Annotated in this window: 16 protein-coding genes; 10 read left to right on the forward strand and 6 right to left on the reverse strand. The window is 42.3% G+C overall.

Annotation, left to right across the window (positions count from 1 at the left end):
- Nucleotides 1-9 precede the first annotated feature (9 nt).
- From RH40_RS01915 to RH40_RS01930, 4 genes are all read right to left on the reverse strand, one after another.
- On the reverse strand, nucleotides 10-1,377 hold the full coding sequence (locus tag RH40_RS01915; RefSeq protein ID WP_009599586.1) for an AmpG family muropeptide MFS transporter: 1,368 nt from the start codon (nucleotides 1,375-1,377) through the stop codon (nucleotides 10-12).
- Between the two features lie 72 nt (nucleotides 1,378-1,449).
- A complete protein-coding gene (locus RH40_RS01920; protein WP_009599588.1) occupies nucleotides 1,450-1,995 on the reverse strand; it encodes a peptidylprolyl isomerase in 546 nt (181 codons plus the stop codon).
- Nucleotides 1,995-2,564, reverse strand: coding sequence for a YajG family lipoprotein (locus RH40_RS01925; RefSeq protein ID WP_009599590.1), 570 nt, complete (start codon nucleotides 2,562-2,564; stop codon nucleotides 1,995-1,997). The genes RH40_RS01920 and RH40_RS01925 overlap by 1 nt, the downstream gene beginning before the upstream one ends.
- 61 nt (nucleotides 2,565-2,625) lie before the next feature.
- Nucleotides 2,626-3,756 carry a methyltransferase gene (locus RH40_RS01930; protein ID WP_039954026.1) on the reverse strand — a complete coding sequence of 377 codons (1,131 nt, stop codon included), beginning with the start codon at nucleotides 3,754-3,756 and terminating at the stop codon, nucleotides 2,626-2,628.
- A 133-nt stretch (nucleotides 3,757-3,889) separates the two neighbouring features.
- Between RH40_RS01930 and RH40_RS01935 the strand changes: the two genes are divergently transcribed.
- From RH40_RS01935 to nqrM, 9 genes are all read left to right on the forward strand, one after another.
- Complete coding sequence (locus tag RH40_RS01935) at nucleotides 3,890-4,198, forward strand: BolA family protein (RefSeq protein WP_009599596.1); 309 nt, start codon at nucleotides 3,890-3,892, stop codon at nucleotides 4,196-4,198.
- A gap of 430 nt (nucleotides 4,199-4,628) precedes the next feature.
- A complete protein-coding gene (locus RH40_RS01940) occupies nucleotides 4,629-5,969 on the forward strand; it encodes a Na(+)-translocating NADH-quinone reductase subunit A (protein ID WP_009599598.1) in 1,341 nt (446 codons plus the stop codon).
- 5 nt (nucleotides 5,970-5,974) lie between these two features.
- Nucleotides 5,975-7,219, forward strand: coding sequence for an NADH:ubiquinone reductase (Na(+)-transporting) subunit B (locus tag RH40_RS01945; RefSeq protein WP_009599599.1), 1,245 nt, complete (start codon nucleotides 5,975-5,977; stop codon nucleotides 7,217-7,219).
- The gene (locus RH40_RS01950; protein ID WP_009599600.1) at nucleotides 7,209-7,994 is read left to right on the forward strand and encodes a Na(+)-translocating NADH-quinone reductase subunit C; all 786 of its coding nucleotides are present in this window, start codon (nucleotides 7,209-7,211) and stop codon (nucleotides 7,992-7,994) included. The genes RH40_RS01945 and RH40_RS01950 overlap by 11 nt, the downstream gene beginning before the upstream one ends.
- Nucleotides 7,994-8,626, forward strand: coding sequence for an NADH:ubiquinone reductase (Na(+)-transporting) subunit D (locus tag RH40_RS01955; RefSeq protein WP_009599601.1), 633 nt, complete (start codon nucleotides 7,994-7,996; stop codon nucleotides 8,624-8,626). Before RH40_RS01950 ends, RH40_RS01955 begins: the two co-directional genes overlap by 1 nt.
- A gap of 7 nt (nucleotides 8,627-8,633) precedes the next feature.
- The gene (gene nqrE, locus RH40_RS01960) at nucleotides 8,634-9,230 is read left to right on the forward strand and encodes an NADH:ubiquinone reductase (Na(+)-transporting) subunit E (protein ID WP_009599602.1); all 597 of its coding nucleotides are present in this window, start codon (nucleotides 8,634-8,636) and stop codon (nucleotides 9,228-9,230) included.
- A 33-nt stretch (nucleotides 9,231-9,263) separates the two neighbouring features.
- Entirely contained in the window at nucleotides 9,264-10,487 is a 1,224-nt protein-coding gene (nqrF, locus tag RH40_RS01965) for an NADH:ubiquinone reductase (Na(+)-transporting) subunit F (RefSeq protein WP_009599603.1), read from the forward strand.
- 127 nt (nucleotides 10,488-10,614) lie between these two features.
- Entirely contained in the window at nucleotides 10,615-11,616 is a 1,002-nt protein-coding gene (locus RH40_RS01970) for an FAD:protein FMN transferase (protein ID WP_009599604.1), read from the forward strand.
- A gap of 20 nt (nucleotides 11,617-11,636) precedes the next feature.
- The gene (gene nqrM / locus RH40_RS01975) at nucleotides 11,637-11,870 is read left to right on the forward strand and encodes a (Na+)-NQR maturation NqrM (RefSeq protein ID WP_009599605.1); all 234 of its coding nucleotides are present in this window, start codon (nucleotides 11,637-11,639) and stop codon (nucleotides 11,868-11,870) included.
- Between the two features lie 19 nt (nucleotides 11,871-11,889).
- Here nqrM and RH40_RS01980 read toward each other — a convergent pair whose 3' ends face one another.
- Nucleotides 11,890-13,137: a GGDEF domain-containing response regulator gene (locus RH40_RS01980; RefSeq protein ID WP_050790413.1), complete on the reverse strand. Its 1,248-nt coding sequence runs from the start codon at nucleotides 13,135-13,137 to the stop codon at nucleotides 11,890-11,892.
- A 279-nt stretch (nucleotides 13,138-13,416) separates the two neighbouring features.
- Nucleotides 13,417-15,477, reverse strand: coding sequence for a hypothetical protein (locus RH40_RS01985; RefSeq protein WP_009599607.1), 2,061 nt, complete (start codon nucleotides 15,475-15,477; stop codon nucleotides 13,417-13,419).
- 162 nt (nucleotides 15,478-15,639) lie between these two features.
- Here RH40_RS01985 and RH40_RS01990 point away from each other — a divergent pair.
- The coding region (locus RH40_RS01990; protein ID WP_009599608.1) for a hypothetical protein at nucleotides 15,640-16,105 on the forward strand (466 nt) is incomplete at its 3' end.

The raw sequence follows: 16,105 nt of genomic DNA on the forward strand, positions 1-16,105 counted from the left end.
TAGCTTTTTTTATTTTTGTGCTTCCTCGGTCTTACTTGCTTTATCCAGTAGTTGATTAAAATAATGGCGTAAAGAATAAAGCATGATTAAGCTTGGAATGACCATCAAAGCGGTGATAACAAAGAAGGTAGACCAATCGTTGAGGTAATCCACTAGTTCCCCAGAGAAAGAGGCTATGGTTGTTCGTCCTAAGTTGCCCAGTGAAGCAAGTAATGCGTATTGGGTTGCAGAGAATGCTTGCCCTGTCATTGCAGTCAGGAATGAGACGAACGCGACTGTTGAAAATGCGGTTGTAAAGTTGTCTACGATGATGGTCCACAACAGCAGGGTTTCATCGGGACCAGTTGATGCGATCCACGAGAACATCAAATTACTCGATGCCATAGCGACACCACCGATCATAAGGCCACGTACAATACCAAATCTGACATTAAACATACTGCCTAATATGGTGAATAAGACGGTAAGACCCCAGCCAATTAATTTCGAATAATAACCAATTTGCTCATTACTGAAGCCGATTTCTTTATAGAAAGTAATCGACATTCGGCCAAGGAATGCTTCACCGATTTTGAACAAGAAAACAAACAGCAGAATTGTTATCGCTACTTGTGTGCCATTTCTTTTGAAAAAGTCTACGAAGGGCTCAAAAACCGTGACAGTTATCCATGCGACAAAGCGGTTCCCCGTTAACTCGCTGTAACGCTTCTCTGCTTCAATTTGCAGTGCTTCTCGGTCTGTCTGTGGCTCTCCAACCATTAGGGTAAAGAACATCAATAAAACGATGATAAAGGCCATGCCATAATAGACACCATTCCAGCCTATGCTGTCTGCGTTGATAAATGCAAGGTAGCCTGGGAGTGAGTATCCAGTCCACCATCCCACAACAGCCATAGCAGAGGCCTGAGGTAGCTTAGATGAATTGGATTTTGGGAAAGTATCGACACGGTATGCATCGATTGCTATATCCTGTGTAGCTGATGCTATTGTGATAAGCAATGCCAATGCAGAAGTTAATATGATGCTTTCTGCGGGGTTAACGCCAGCAATAAAAAGTGTCATCACTAAAATAATTGCTTGGCAAAGAAGAATCCAACTTCTTCTTTGGCCCATAGCATTATGTAGAATGGGAAGTTTAATACGGTCCACTAAGGGGGCCCATAGAAAATTAATGGCGTAAACGGTAAATACACTTCCAAAGTACCCGATCGCTGAGCGGCTGAGACCCGCATCTGTCAGCCAGCCCGACATATTAGAACCAATAAGAACCCATGGAAAGCCGCTAGAGCATCCTAGCATAAACACCCACATTAGGCGTTTATCAAGATAGCTGCGAATAGTGTCCAGCCATGAAGGAGAGATCGAGTTTGAAGACATAAAGGTATAATTTCCCAAGTGTTTTTTGCTTAAAAGTAAACGCTCCAATCTTGGGATTGGAGCGTAGAGAGGTTATTTTAGGACAGTTACTTTTTGTATAGTAATGGTTTCAGATGGCACATCTTGATAACGTCCAACAGATTGAGTCTTAATCGTACTCATTTTCTGTATGGTCTCAAAACCTTTAATGACTTTACCAAAGACAGCGTATCCATCTTTACCTGTAGAGTGGTCGAGAAAATGGTTGTCCTTAAGGTTAATAAAGAATTGTCGAGTAGCAGAATTTGGATTGCTTGTGCGTGCCATCGCTATGGTTGCTTGATTGTTCTTCAATCCATTGGATGCCTCGTTGACAATCGGATCAAGCGTTTTGAGTGGCTTCATCGATTTATCGAATCCTCCACCTTGAGCCATAAAGTTGGGAATAACACGATGAAAAATTGAACCAACATAACTTCCATCTTTGACGTAACTTAGAAAGTTAGCGACAGTCTTCGGGGCTTTTTCATTATTAAGCTCGACAACGAAATTACCTAAATTAGTTTCAAATTGAACTTTCTGTCCTGCAAAAGCAACGTGGCTAAGTAAGACCAAGCAAGCTAACGCGATCCTCAACATTAGAAACGCTCCCGCATGTAGTCTTGTAATTCACGATCCTCAGATATATCTTTGAGCACCAAATTAACGACATCATTGGCCACCAACTCAATCTCGTCTTTAGATGCACTTAGCATACCAGTTCTATTTGCTGTTCCTGTATAGGTTTTGACCAATTTGCCTCGTGGTGTTTCGGCGGTGACTTGTAATACGACTTTACCATCCATTTCATTTTCCATAATACTGTGTTTCACAGTAACTAAGGCTTGTTGAACTTCAACAAAGATGGAGTTTTGGCTGTTTAACGTGCTGCGAAAACCTTGAGATTGGAACTGTTCAAGCAAAGCATTCTCAATAGAAATGCGTAGGTTTTGCTTAGCGTGAATAGGTTCAATGTTTGAGCGCCCACTATCAACAAGCGCAATGTATTGTGCAGACCTCATATCTTTACTAGTAAGTGAGAAGGTTGAGCCCTGAACGATGTCACTGTTACTTAACGCCGCCTTTGGCATTATGTTTATTTGCTCCTGCTGCGGTGCAGAACATGCAGTCAGTAGGGCAACAGAAGTGGCTAGAATCAGTTTTCTCATTTTTATTTCCTTTAGGTTGAACTCTGCAAGTTCACTCGAATGATAGGGTTTAAAGTACGTCTTATTTACTTGCTTGTAAAATAACAAATTTCTTATTTGAAGCGACAACACTTACATTGCGCTTACCAAATAGGCGACTCAGCTTACCATCGTAGCCGAGGTGACGATTACCTATAACTAATAATTGCCCACCGGGCTTAAGAATTTGCTTTGCATCACAGAACATTTGCCATGCTATGTGATCGGTAATTGTCTGCTGCTGATGAAAAGGGGGATTACACAAAATGACGTCTACATTTTTTATATTTAAGTCATCGAGACAGTTATTGGCGATAAGGTCAATGTCGTGTTCTTCTGTTAAGTTTTGTGCAAGGTTCCTTTTTGCTGATGCAATCGCCATAAAACTTTCATCAACACAGGTGAGTTTAATACCAGGATTCAATCGTGCCATTTTTATGGCTAATACTCCATTACCGCACCCTAAATCGATAACGTGCTTGATCTTTGTCTCAACGGGCAAATGTTCGAGCATAAAACGTGCGCCAATGTCGAGACTTTCTCCCGAATAAACATTCGGTAAGTTGTCGAGATAAATATCATGCTCGGGAACATTCCACCCCGTATAATCGCGATACTCTATGGGAGTGCTGCTGTTAGCTTGGCTAAAGATAAGTCGATGCTTTTTCCAAGCCAGCGATGTTTGGGTTTGTCCAAGATGTTTTTCAAATAGCTTTAGGGTTGAGGTGTGAATGTCTCGAGCCTTATTTACCGCAATGACTGGAACTTCAGATTTCAGTGCTTTTCGGAGCTGATTGAGTTGCCATATAAGGTGGCGATTATTCTTAGGTAATTGAATCAGAACAACATCAACCTTGTTTGGTATTTCGTCCATCGTGTTAAGAATGCGTATTTCATTACATTGATTGGACGCAATATTTGTGCGTGTCGCTTGATGAGAAATGAATGAATCACTCATCATTGTCACGTTATGATTTTGGTTGAACCAGCAGCTCAGAGCACCGAAGTTGTCGTTGAGAATTAAAATGTTTTTCGGCGCCGAAAGATTCAGCTCTTCCATATAGTTAATAATATACTCATCGCCAGCATCCCAAGCTTGTAGTGTTTCTTTATCTTTTTTCGGGAACCGATTTAGATGGAGAGTTCTATGGTGTAGTGTTAGCTCAGATATCATCATTGTATTGTTCATTAATCTTTCTGTGAGGAATTGTCGCAAAAGACGGACTAGGAGAAAACTAAAACCTTTAGCTTTATTGTCAGTCGGACTATTATTGCCCATCCGTTCTTAAACACATCGGTATCGTCAGATGATTAAAGAAGTCATAGAGAAAAAGCTCAGTGAAGCCCTTTCACCAGAATATTTAGAAGTGATCAACGAAAGTTACATGCATAATGTGCCTAAAGGTTCAGAAAGTCATTTCAAAGTAACGGTTGTGAGTGTCAATTTTGACAACCAAAGGCTCATCGCGCGCCACCGTACTATAAATCAAATACTTGCTGAAGAATTAAGCCATCATATTCATGCTCTTTCGATGCATACTTACACGCCACAGGAATGGCAAGCCCAGAATGAGAAGGCTCCAGATAGCCCTAAGTGCCTCGGAGGCTCAAAATAAGCCGCATAAAAGGGTAGCATTTGCTACCCTTTTAGTTGGTAGCGATGAAAAAGATGTTAATGAATGAAAACGTAATCAATGTTTACATCGTTTAATTTAGATAATGTCGAGTGAATTGTTGTGTTATCGGTAAAGTTGTGATCTCTATCATTAGGTTTGTGCGGTGCTTCAAACTTATGAAGATTCGTTAGCAATTGGACACAATTCGTCAAAAATATCTTGATTAATCATTGTATTCATCATGGCATCGCCTTCTAAAAAGATGATAGAATATCGCACCTGATAAATCTCGCCAAAATAATGTTGCGAGAGTTTTAATAGGATGTTGCGATTTTGGCGCTAAAATGCAGCCAAAACCGGACACTAATGTCGTGTCTAAAAGTTACGCAATTAAAGAATCTTTTTTCCGATAAAAGTAGTGCAAGTGCGTATGATTACAATAAAGAAAGGGTTGGACCTGCCGATCGCAGGAAAACCATCCCAGGTGATTAATGATGGTAAATCCATCAATAAAGTCGCCTTGCTTGGCGAAGAGTACGTTGGCATGCGTCCCACTATGCATGTCCGCGTAGGCGATGAGGTGAAGAAAGCTCAAGTTCTTTTTGAAGACAAAAAGAACCCAGGTGTGAAATTTACTTCTCCTGCTGCTGGTAAAGTCGTTGAGATTAACCGTGGTGCAAAACGTGTACTTCAGTCCGTAGTGATTGAAGTTGCGGGTGAAGATCAGGTTACTTTCGATAAGTTCGAAGCCGATAAACTAGCGAGTCTTGACCAGAATGTGGTTAGAACTCAATTAGTTGATTCAGGCTTGTGGACAGCTTTACGAACTCGTCCGTTCAGCAAGGTTCCAGCGATTGAATCCTCAACTAAGGCCATTTTTGTAACTGCTATGGATACTAATCCACTAGCGGCTCAGCCAGAGTTGGTTATCAATGAACAAAAAGAAGCGTTCGTTGCTGGTCTAGATGTTCTATCTGTACTTACAGAAGGTAAAGTGTATGTTTGTAAAGCCAACACTAGCCTTCCAGCGTCCTCTCAAGCTAACGTTGAAGAGCACGTCTTTAATGGTCCTCATCCAGCAGGTCTTGCTGGGACTCACATACATTACCTGCACCCAGTTAACGCAGAAAATGTGGCGTGGAGTATCAATTATCAAGATGTGATCGCATTCGGTAAGCTGTTCTTAACTGGCGAGCTATACACCCATCGTGTTATTTCTCTTGCTGGTCCCGTTGTTAATGAGCCTCGTCTTATCCGTTCCGTGATGGGTGCAAGCTTAAATGAGGTCACCGAAGGTGAACTGATGAAGGGCGAAGTACGTGTCATTTCTGGCTCAGTACTAACGGGGACTCACGCGATTGGTCCAATTGCTTTCTTAGGTCGTTATCACAACCAAGTTTCCGTGCTTCGAGAAGGTCGAGAAAAAGAGCTATTTGGCTGGGCTGCACCAGGTAAAAACAAATTCTCTATCACTCGTTCTTACCTTGGCCATATCTTCAAAGGTCAGTTATTTAATATGACGACGACCACCAACGGTAGTGATCGTTCAATGGTGCCGATCGGCAACTATGAGCGTGTTATGCCGCTTGATATGGAGCCAACATTGCTTCTTCGTGACCTGTGTGCAGGTGACAGTGATAGTGCCCAAGCATTGGGTGCGCTTGAACTTGATGAAGAAGATGTAGCGTTATGTACCTTTGTTTGTCCAGGGAAGTACGAATACGGAGAGTTACTTCGTGAGTGCCTAGACAAGATTGAGAAGGAAGGGTAGTTTTCATGGCTCTTAAAAAGTTTCTTGAAGATATTGAACACAATTTTGAACCCGGTGGTAAGCACGAAAAGTGGTTTGCATTGTACGAAGCAGTTGCTACTGTTTTTTACACGCCAGGTCTGATTACAAAAAACAGTTCTCATGTACGTGATAGTATCGATCTAAAGCGTATTATGATTATGGTTTGGTTGGCAGTTTTCCCTGCTATGTTCTGGGGTATGTATAATGCCGGTGGACAAGCTATTGCTGCTCTTAACCATCTTTATGCTGGAGATCAGCTTGCTTCAGTGATTGCCGGCAACTGGCATTACTGGTTAACAGAAATGCTAGGTGGCACGATTGCCGCAGATGCGGGAGTAGGCAGTAAAATGCTACTCGGTGCCACGTACTTCTTACCTATCTACGCAACGGTGTTTGTTGTGGGTGGTTTTTGGGAAGTTCTTTTCTGTATGATCCGTAAGCACGAAGTTAATGAAGGATTCTTCGTTACTTCTATCTTATTTGCACTTATCGTTCCACCAACATTACCTCTATGGCAAGCGGCATTAGGCATCACTTTCGGTGTTGTTGTTGCTAAAGAAGTCTTCGGTGGTACTGGGCGTAACTTCCTTAACCCAGCTCTAGCTGGACGTGCATTCTTATTCTTTGCTTACCCTGCTCAGATTTCTGGCGATCTCGTATGGACAGCTGCAGATGGCTTCTCTGGAGCTACAGGTCTTAGCCAATGGGCTCAGGGTGGTAATGATGCGCTAGTTAATACTGTTACAGGTGCGCCTATTACTTGGCTTGATGCCTTTATTGGTAATATTCCTGGTTCAATCGGAGAAGTATCGACATTAGCTCTTATGGTCGGTGCTGCGTTGATTGTTTACATGCGCATTGCGTCATGGCGCATCATTGCTGGTGTAATGATCGGTATGATTGCAACAGCAACATTGTTTAATGTCATTGGCTCAGACACTAACCCTATGTTCAACATGCCTTGGCACTGGCACCTAGTTCTAGGTGGCTTCGCGTTCGGTATGTTCTTTATGGCAACAGACCCTGTTTCTGCTTCATTTACAAGTGGCGCAAAATGGTGGTATGGCGGACTGATAGGCGCAATGTGTGTAATGATCCGAGTAGCAAACCCAGCGTATCCAGAAGGTATGATGTTGGCAATTCTATTCGCGAACCTATTCGCACCTTTGTTCGACCATGTGGTTATAGAGAAGAACATTAAGCGGAGATTAGCACGTTATGGCAAGTAATAACGACGGCATAAAGAAAACGCTCGGTGTAGTTATTGGATTGAGTCTTTTTTGTTCAATCATAGTTTCAACCGCAGCGGTTGGTTTGCGTGATCAGCAAAAAGCCAATGCCCTAGCCGATAAACAGTCTAAAATCATCAGTGTTGCAGGTATTGATGCTGAAGGTGAATCAGTCGCTGATTTATTCGCTGAGCACATTGAAACACGCCTTGTTGATTTTAAAACAGGGGACTTTGTTGCGAAGTCAGAAGATGGTGCTGATGCAGCGAGCTACAATCAACGTGAAGCGTCGAAGGTTGCTACTGAGTCTATCAAGCTTACTCCAGAGCAAGACATAGCAAAAATTCTTCGTCGTGCCAACGTCGGTACTGTGTATCTTGTGAAGAGCGGGGACGAAGTCTCTCGTATCATTCTTCCTATCCATGGTACAGGCCTATGGTCGATGATGTACGCATTTGTAGCGGTTGAAACTGATGGCAATACAGTTTCAGGCATCACTTACTACGAACAAGGAGAAACTCCGGGATTGGGTGGTGAAGTAGAAAACCCAACTTGGCGTGCTCAGTTTGTTGGTAAGAAACTATTTGATGAAAATCACAAACCTGCCATCAAAGTCGTTAAAGGTGGCGCTCCGGAAGGTTCCAAATACGGTGTAGATGGCCTCTCTGGTGCAACTCTAACGAGTACTGGTGTCCAAAATACATTCAACTTCTGGTTTGGCGATCTGGGCTTTGGTCCTTTCCTTGCCAAAGTTCGTGACGGAGGTCTTAACTGATGGCTGATGCACAAAATGTAAGAAAAGCGCTCTTCGCGCCGGTGTTAGATAATAACCCGATCGCGCTACAAGTATTGGGTGTTTGTTCCGCGTTAGCGGTAACAACTAAACTTGAGACCGCATTCGTAATGACAATTGCAGTAATCTTCGTAACTGCGATGTCAAACTTTTTCGTTTCACTTATCCGCAATCATATGCCAAACAGTGTGCGTATTATCGTCCAAATGGCGATCATTGCCTCTTTGGTAATTGTTGTAGATGAGGTGCTTCGTGCTTACCTTTACGACATTTCAAAGCAGTTGTCTGTTTTTGTAAGTCTTATCATCACGAACTGTATTGTTATGGGTCGTGCTGAGGCATTTGCGATGAAATCTCCACCAATTCCATCACTCATTGATGGTATTGCAAACGGCCTTGGTTATGGTTTCGTATTGCTAACGGTAGGTTTCTTCCGTGAACTTCTTGGTTCAGGTAAGTTATTTGGTGTTGAAGTACTTCCACTTGTGAGCAACGGCGGTTGGTATCAACCGAACGGTTTGATGCTTCTAGCACCATCTGCGTTCTTCTTGATCGGTTTCTTGATCTGGATAATCCGTACCTTTAAGCCAGAACAAGTAGAAGCGAAGGAGTAAAGACATAATGGAACATTACATTAGTCTGCTAGTTAAATCGATTTTTATCGAAAACATGGCGCTCACCTTCTTTCTTGGTATGTGTACCTTTTTGGCGGTATCTAAGAAAGTTAAGACTGCGTTCGGTCTTGGTGTTGCGGTTGTGGTTGTTCTTACCATCGCAGTACCAGTAAACAATCTAGTTTACACTTACGTACTAAAAGAAAATGCGTTGGTCGAAGGTGTTGACCTTAGTTTCTTAAATTTCATTACCTTCATTGGGGTAATCGCTGCATTGGTGCAAATTCTAGAAATGATCCTCGATCGATTCTTCCCTCCTTTGTACAACGCGTTGGGCATATTTTTGCCGTTGATCACCGTAAACTGTGCCATCTTTGGTGGTGTTTCGTTTATGGTTCAGCGTGATTACAACTTTACCGAGTCCGTGATATACGGTTTTGGTTCAGGAGTGGGTTGGATGTTGGCGATCGTTGCGCTTGCAGGTATCCGAGAAAAAATGAAGTATTCTGATGTGCCTCCTGGGTTACGTGGTCTTGGTATCACATTTATTTCAGTAGGTTTGATGGCGTTAGGCTTTATGTCTTTCTCTGGTGTTCAACTGTAAGTCGGGTAAGCCGCAACAATAAAGGAATAGTCAATGGACATTATTCTTGGTGTGGTGATGTTTACTTTGATTGTACTAGCTTTAGTTTTGGTGATCTTATTCGCTAAATCTAAACTGGTACCGACAGGTGACATTACAATTTCTGTTAACGGTGATCCTGAAAAATCACTGATTTCTCAACCAGGTGGGAAGCTGTTAAGCGCCCTAGCTGGTGCTGGTGTTTTCGTTTCTTCTGCCTGTGGTGGCGGTGGCTCTTGCGGTCAGTGTCGTGTGAAGGTTAAATCTGGCGGTGGTGATATTCTACCGACTGAGTTGGATCACATTACCAAAGGCGAAGCTCGAGAGGGTGAGCGTTTGGCATGTCAAGTCGCTGTTAAAACCGACATGGATATTGAGCTTCCTGAAGAAATCTTTGGTGTTAAGAAGTGGGAATGTAGCGTCATTTCAAATGATAACAAAGCCACATTCATCAAAGAGCTTAAGCTTCAAATCCCAGACGGAGAGTCAGTACCTTTCCGCGCTGGTGGTTATATCCAGATAGAAGCGCCTGTGCACCATGTTAAGTACGCGGATTACGATATTCCTGAAGAATATCGTGAGGATTGGGATAAGTTTAATCTATTCCGCTACGAATCAAAGGTTAACGACGAAACGATACGTGCTTACTCTATGGCTAACTACCCAGAGGAAGAAGGCATTATCATGCTCAATGTACGTATTGCGACTCCTCCGCCGAACAATCCAAACGTTGCGCCTGGTATCATGTCCTCATACATCTGGTCGTTGAAAGAAGGCGACAAGTGTACGATTTCAGGTCCATTTGGTGAGTTCTTTGCTAAAGACACTGATAATGAAATGGTCTTTGTTGGTGGTGGTGCGGGTATGGCTCCAATGCGTTCGCATATCTTCGACCAGCTCAAGCGCCTTAAATCCAAGCGTAAAATGTCGTTCTGGTATGGTGCTCGTTCTAAGCGAGAAATGTTCTACGTCGAAGACTTTGATGGACTGCAAGCTGAAAACGATAACTTCGTTTGGCACTGTGCTTTGTCTGATCCTATGCCAGAAGATAATTGGGATGGGTATACAGGATTCATTCACAATGTCTTGTATGAGAACTACCTCAAAGATCATGAAGCGCCAGAAGACTGTGAGTACTATATGTGTGGTCCACCGATGATGAACGCTGCTGTTATCGGCATGCTTAAAGATCTCGGTGTTGAAGATGAAAACATCTTACTCGACGACTTCGGTGGTTAATTCGGGGTAACAACTAATAAATGGCTGGCTCGTTGAGTCAGCCATTTGTTTTAAATTAATAGAGAAAATGCTGGTTCGATAACCATTATTTTCTGTATTAATTTTAAAATTCTATAGGAGTTAACAAGTGAAAAAGTGGCTTGTTGTTTTTGCTTCTCTATTCATTATTTCCGGCTGTGATAAACCGGTGGAACAAATTCACCTCTATGGCCCTACGATGGGAACCACCTACAACGTAAAGTATTTACCGCAAAAAGATGCCCCTTCTAGAGAGCAGTTCCAACGAGAAATTGACCGCTTACTTGAAGAAGTCAATGACCAAATGTCGACCTATCGTAAAGACTCGGAACTGAGCCGCTTCAATCAATCTAGATCATCAGACAGCTTTACCGTATCGAGTCAAACGGCGACTGTGGTTAAAGAGGCCATTCGTTTAAATGCACTGACGATGGGGGCTCTTGATGTCACGGTCGGCCCATTGGTCAATTTATGGGGATTCGGCCCTGAAGCTAGACCTGAGGTTGTTCCATCAGATACTGAGCTTGCCGAGCGAAAGGCTATGACAGGTATTGAGCATCTTAAAGTTGAGGGAAATAGCTTGCAAAAGGACCTACCCAACTTATATGTTGACCTCTCTACCATAGCAAAAGGCTGGGGTGTCGATGTTGTTGCCGATTATATGCAGTCTCAAGGCATAAAAAATTATATGGTTGAAGTGGGTGGTGAGATACGTTTAAAGGGGCATAACCGTGAGGGAATTCCTTGGCGCATTGCGATTGAAAAACCAGACGTTAATCAACGTGCTGTGCAGGAAATTATCGAGCCTGGTAATATGGCCATGGCAACATCTGGTGATTACCGGAACTATTTTGAACGCGAAGGAATTCGTTACTCCCATATTATTGATCCTAGGACAGGCCGACCGATACACAATAAAGTGGTATCTGTGACGGTACTTGACAAGTCTTGTATGACAGCCGATGGTTTAGCTACGGGGCTTATGGTTTTAGGTGAAGAAAAAGGCATGCAGGTTGCCGAAAAAGAAAACATACCTGTACTTATGATAGTGAAAACAGATGATGGCTTTAAAGAGTTTACGTCGTCTGCCTACGCTGCGTATGTGAAATAATAATTAAGTGAGCATGTTGTATGAGTACATTTTTAATTACATTCGCTATGTTTCTTCTGGTAATAGCGGCAATGTCGATCGGTTATATATTGCAGAGGAAAGTGGTTAAAGGGAGCTGTGGTGGATTAGGTGCGGTTGGAATAGAAAAAGTCTGCAACTGCCCAGAGCCTTGTGATGCTCGAAAAAAACGAGAAGCACGTGAGACAATGAGAGCTGAAAAGCTCGCGATGTGGGAAAAAGACCGCATTGCTTAACCCTTTTGACGAGCCTAATTTACTCAGGATTGGGCTCGTCTGGTTCGTTGACATCATAAGCAACTAACTGGTTGCGCCCAGATCTCTTGGCGGTGTAGAGCCTGTCGTCCGCCTTTTTGATTTTCTCATCCAAAGAGCCCTGAATACCTGTTACTCCGATGGATATCGTCATAATAATCGTTTTTTCGAAATGAACGATTGGTGTTTTGGAGACATCTTCACGCATGTTTTCAAGCTTTGCTATGAAATGATCGAAGGGCGAGTATGATTGGATACAAAACTCCTCTCCACCAAACCTCACTACAGTATCATCCGGAAAAGAGGCTTTCAGAATTTGCGCAAGTTTGACGAGCGCAGCATCACCCGCATCATGTCCGAAGGTGTCATTGATCTTTTTAAAGTGGTCAACATCAATTAGCGCAATACAATAATGCTCGCATGTTTTACAGGCGTGGTTGTGTAAGAATCTATGATTCCATAGCCCCGTCAACGAGTCTTGATTTGCCATCTGGTAGAGCTCCATAGTGGCTTCTTTCATATCCAATATTTGATGGACTCTGCAGAAGAACTCTTCTTGATTAAATGGCTTATGTAGGAAATCATTGGCTCCCGATTTCAAGAATTGCGCTGTGATGGCGCTATCATCACTGGCTGATAAACCGAGAATAGCGAGTTGATTTTTATTGTATCTTGCTCTTAGTTCTCTAATCATCGTGATGCCATCTTTCCTTGGCATACTGTGATCGGAAATAACAAGTGTTATTTCAGGGTGCTGCTCTATGACTTCTTGTCCAGAAACTCCGTCTTCTGCTTCTAATACTCTGATATATTGATGTTCCAATAAGTGAGATACTTGTCTACGAACGACCATAGAATCATCAACGATTAACGCAGTATGATTACGATTTTTGGTGAGACGATTAAGAAGAGATACCAGATAGAACACAGAATAGGTACTGTCTTTTAAAATGTAGTCGAGTACGCCTTTTGCCAGCATTCTTTCACGAATGTTTGCCTGAAACATTGCGGTCATGACGATCACTCGATGTCCGTGTTCAAGCGTTATATCAATGATTTCCCCATCTTGTCCATCTGGTAGGCAATAGTCGAGGACGGCACAGAACAGTTGAGGGTTTTGTTTGAAGATTTCTTGGGCTTGTTCAATTGTCTCTGCGGAAAGCACGTCGTATCCTGCATGAGTTAACTGCTGGACCAAATACTTCCTGAAAGCTCTACTGTCTTCAACTACTAAAACTTTTTCGCCCAAACCCAAAACCCACTTTGTGGAGACCCTATCTTAAGTGTAATAAAGGTAGTTTATATAGCTATCTATTGTTAATGATAATGCATCAATAGTGACTTTAAGTATAGGATAAAAATATTTTTACTGTTTTTATGTACAGCTTTGGGTATTAAAGGATGAAAAAATATTGACATGGAAAATTTTTTACTGCTGGTGAAATTTTCTATTAATAGTAAATAAAATCAAGCAGCATCAAATAAAACTTGCTCTCACGATACAGTTTATTGATGCTGCTTTTTTTCATCAAAGAGGTTTGTATAGCGTTGTCCATGTACCTCTATCGAGGCCGCTGATGTTTACTCCAGTAACTTGACTAGCCTCGGTGGCACCAGTCGGCAACCAATTGACGTTAATAGAATCGAATTGACTTGCTACCGACACTGCCACGCCCGTTTTTTCAAGCAAAAAGCCCATATTAGTTGCTTTCCAGTGAACAGAAGAAGTTTGTCCCCATTTATCTCTCAAACGGTTGGTAATGAGCTGTGTGGCGACTTTTAACTTAGGGCCTGAAATTTTAGCAAATTGAAAATATTCGATTGAATTGTCGTTTACGGTCACTGCTTTGTCGTTCAGTACTCTTAAATCTTTTACCGCACTCCCTTGTATGGAGAATTTCTTGATGATCTGGTATCTGCTGTTGTCCAATAAATAGAGTGAGTTATCTGTTACTAAGGCTGAGTGTTTCCCGTTTGGTGAGGACTTCAAAAAGCGGATAGTGGCATCTACATCAAAAACGTGTAACTGTGTTGCGGCTATACTCTTTTCTACCCAAGTAACCTTGTTATCTTTATGTCCGACAATCAGTTTATCGTTAATTGTAAATGCTGCTGCTTTCGCATTACTGGTGCCGATAAATGATTTAGGTGCAAATGTTGTTGAGTCAATGAGCACACTGGACTCAATACCACTATCGACAATCAAAAGTTCTGACTCGTCAAGGGAGGCGACAACAAAATCGTGTGTCGTTTTGAGGTTGTACTGTCCGTTGCCCATTACCAAGTTGTCAGCGTTTAACCGGATCAGCTTGTCTTGTTCGCTACCAATGCGATTTTTTATTTGGGCAATGATCGATTTCTTTTGGTAAAGCGGCATCATCCAATCGAAATTATCATTGAAGCAACGCTTTCCTTTTGGAACGGTATCTGGGTTTACTGGGGGTGGTTTGGGGATTGGAATTGGAATTGGATTACCTCCGGACGCGCCGCCGTATGCATCAATGGATACTTTTGAATGTTTGGTAGTTTGGGGGGACTTATCATGTAAGCTAGTCAGGAAAATACCATTGATACCAGCAGACTCACATTTTTCACTATATTTTGCGAAATTCTTGGGTTGGTAAAGCTTGTAAGACTGGATACCATTAAGTGCAGGTATAATTTGTACAAGTTGATGTTCCTGCCCGGGCTTCAAGTCCCAGCCTGGCAAACCTCCTATGCTGCCTCCGTAGTAATCGTCATAGTCGTAGTAATCGTCATAGTCATCGTCATCGTCATAGTCATCGTCATCGTCGTCGTCATGGTCTCGAGTGATGTTGATGAGTTTAGATAAGGCGCGTGCAGAAACGCTGACCGCATTATTGCTATTGGCAACATCAATTTGTCTCACATTGTCTGATGAATCTAAGAAAACAATTTTTTTATTGGCAGGATTATACGTAATCGATTTTGCTCCCACCATTGACGAGTCAACCTGAGAGCCATGTACGGTAAGAAGACCATCAAACGACACCTGTCTACTTGGTTGTGACTTAAGGTTAACATTCGATAAATCAAGGGTTTGATTGGCAATCATAAGATCGAGAGCATGGGCAATATTGAGAATAGGATCGAACTGACCTTGGCTCTGAGCTTGGCGTAACGTTTTTAGTAAAACTGCGGTTTGTTGTTTGGGACCATGGGCAGTATCAACAGACGAAAAATTAACCCCCACTTTATCACCGAGCACTTTTTGCAGGTAAATAATGGCCTTTTCTGGATCGCCTTTTAATGTGGGGTTAAACAGCATTTCACTGTGCACCAAAGTCGTGAACGGGGACACCATTTTTGATTTAGCATGAGCGGTCAGAATTGCACCGTTATCATTGATCATTTTTGGAGAGGTGCTGGGGTCAGAAATTTGCTGTTCGTAGGCACTACATACTCCGTCTAGATCTGCATCAGCACAAACTTTAAGAGAAGAGTATGAGTATGTATCAGCACTATTTGTCGGTGAAGTTGAGTTATTCGACCCTCCTCCACAAGCACTGAGAAATAATACACTTGATATAGAAAGTGCCAGTTTACGTATCGGATGATTTATAAGCATAAGTAAATGATAATTTTATAGAATTATATTTTAAAGGTTTTTAATTCTGCCATTTAATCATTTTGTGAAATAAAAGGTCAAATGATATTGATAATGAATATCATTTAAATTAGTATGCCCGCTCAGTTTTGTTGTTCATGTCGTAGGAAATGGAGTCTGACGATGGGATTACTGGTCAAAAAACTTGGGGCTGGAGTGATAACAATTGCGCTTGTAGGCTGTGGCGGAGGGAGTGAATCAGATGCGAAAATTTCTTCTCCAGAAAGTAACGCATCTGCCAAGGTTTTGTCTGGTTTCGTGATGGACGGTTACTTAAAAAACGCCAATGTTTGTTTGGACAAGAACAACAATACTCTTTGTGATAACGCGGATGGTGCGATTGTTCTTACAAATGAACATGGCTACTATGAACTGCCCATTGATGGTGATGTTTCCAGTTACAATCTTCTTGTTGAAGCGCTTTCCGGCGTCACTGAAGATATGGATAATCCCGGTCAAGTTCTACTTAGTGATTATATTTTAGAGACACCAGCCAATCGACCTGCAATCATCAGCCCTTTGACGTCTATGATATCGAGCATAGCGCAAATGACGAGCGTCAGTTTTGATGAGGCGGCTAGGAGTTTGG

Source organism: Vibrio caribbeanicus ATCC BAA-2122 (assembly GCF_000165125.1).
GTDB lineage: Bacteria > Pseudomonadota > Gammaproteobacteria > Enterobacterales > Vibrionaceae > Vibrio > Vibrio caribbeanicus.

Excerpts from the sequence above, each read along its gene's own strand:
- RH40_RS01915 (WP_009599586.1), bottom strand. The coding sequence starts at position 1,377 with ATGTCTTCAAACTCGATCTCTCCTTCATGGCTGGACACTATTCGCAGC.
- RH40_RS01920 (WP_009599588.1), bottom strand. The coding sequence starts at position 1,995 with ATGTTGAGGATCGCGTTAGCTTGCTTGGTCTTACTTAGCCACGTTGCT.
- RH40_RS01925 (WP_009599590.1), bottom strand. The coding sequence starts at position 2,564 with ATGAGAAAACTGATTCTAGCCACTTCTGTTGCCCTACTGACTGCATGT.
- RH40_RS01930 (WP_039954026.1), bottom strand. The coding sequence starts at position 3,756 with ATGATATCTGAGCTAACACTACACCATAGAACTCTCCATCTAAATCGG.
- RH40_RS01935 (WP_009599596.1), top strand. The coding sequence starts at position 3,890 with ATGATTAAAGAAGTCATAGAGAAAAAGCTCAGTGAAGCCCTTTCACCA.
- RH40_RS01940 (WP_009599598.1), top strand. The coding sequence starts at position 4,629 with ATGATTACAATAAAGAAAGGGTTGGACCTGCCGATCGCAGGAAAACCA.
- RH40_RS01945 (WP_009599599.1), top strand. The coding sequence starts at position 5,975 with ATGGCTCTTAAAAAGTTTCTTGAAGATATTGAACACAATTTTGAACCC.
- RH40_RS01950 (WP_009599600.1), top strand. The coding sequence starts at position 7,209 with ATGGCAAGTAATAACGACGGCATAAAGAAAACGCTCGGTGTAGTTATT.
- RH40_RS01955 (WP_009599601.1), top strand. The coding sequence starts at position 7,994 with ATGGCTGATGCACAAAATGTAAGAAAAGCGCTCTTCGCGCCGGTGTTA.
- nqrE (WP_009599602.1), top strand. The coding sequence starts at position 8,634 with ATGGAACATTACATTAGTCTGCTAGTTAAATCGATTTTTATCGAAAAC.
- nqrF (WP_009599603.1), top strand. The coding sequence starts at position 9,264 with ATGGACATTATTCTTGGTGTGGTGATGTTTACTTTGATTGTACTAGCT.
- nqrM (WP_009599605.1), top strand. The coding sequence starts at position 11,637 with ATGAGTACATTTTTAATTACATTCGCTATGTTTCTTCTGGTAATAGCG.
- RH40_RS01985 (WP_009599607.1), bottom strand. The coding sequence starts at position 15,477 with ATGCTTATAAATCATCCGATACGTAAACTGGCACTTTCTATATCAAGT.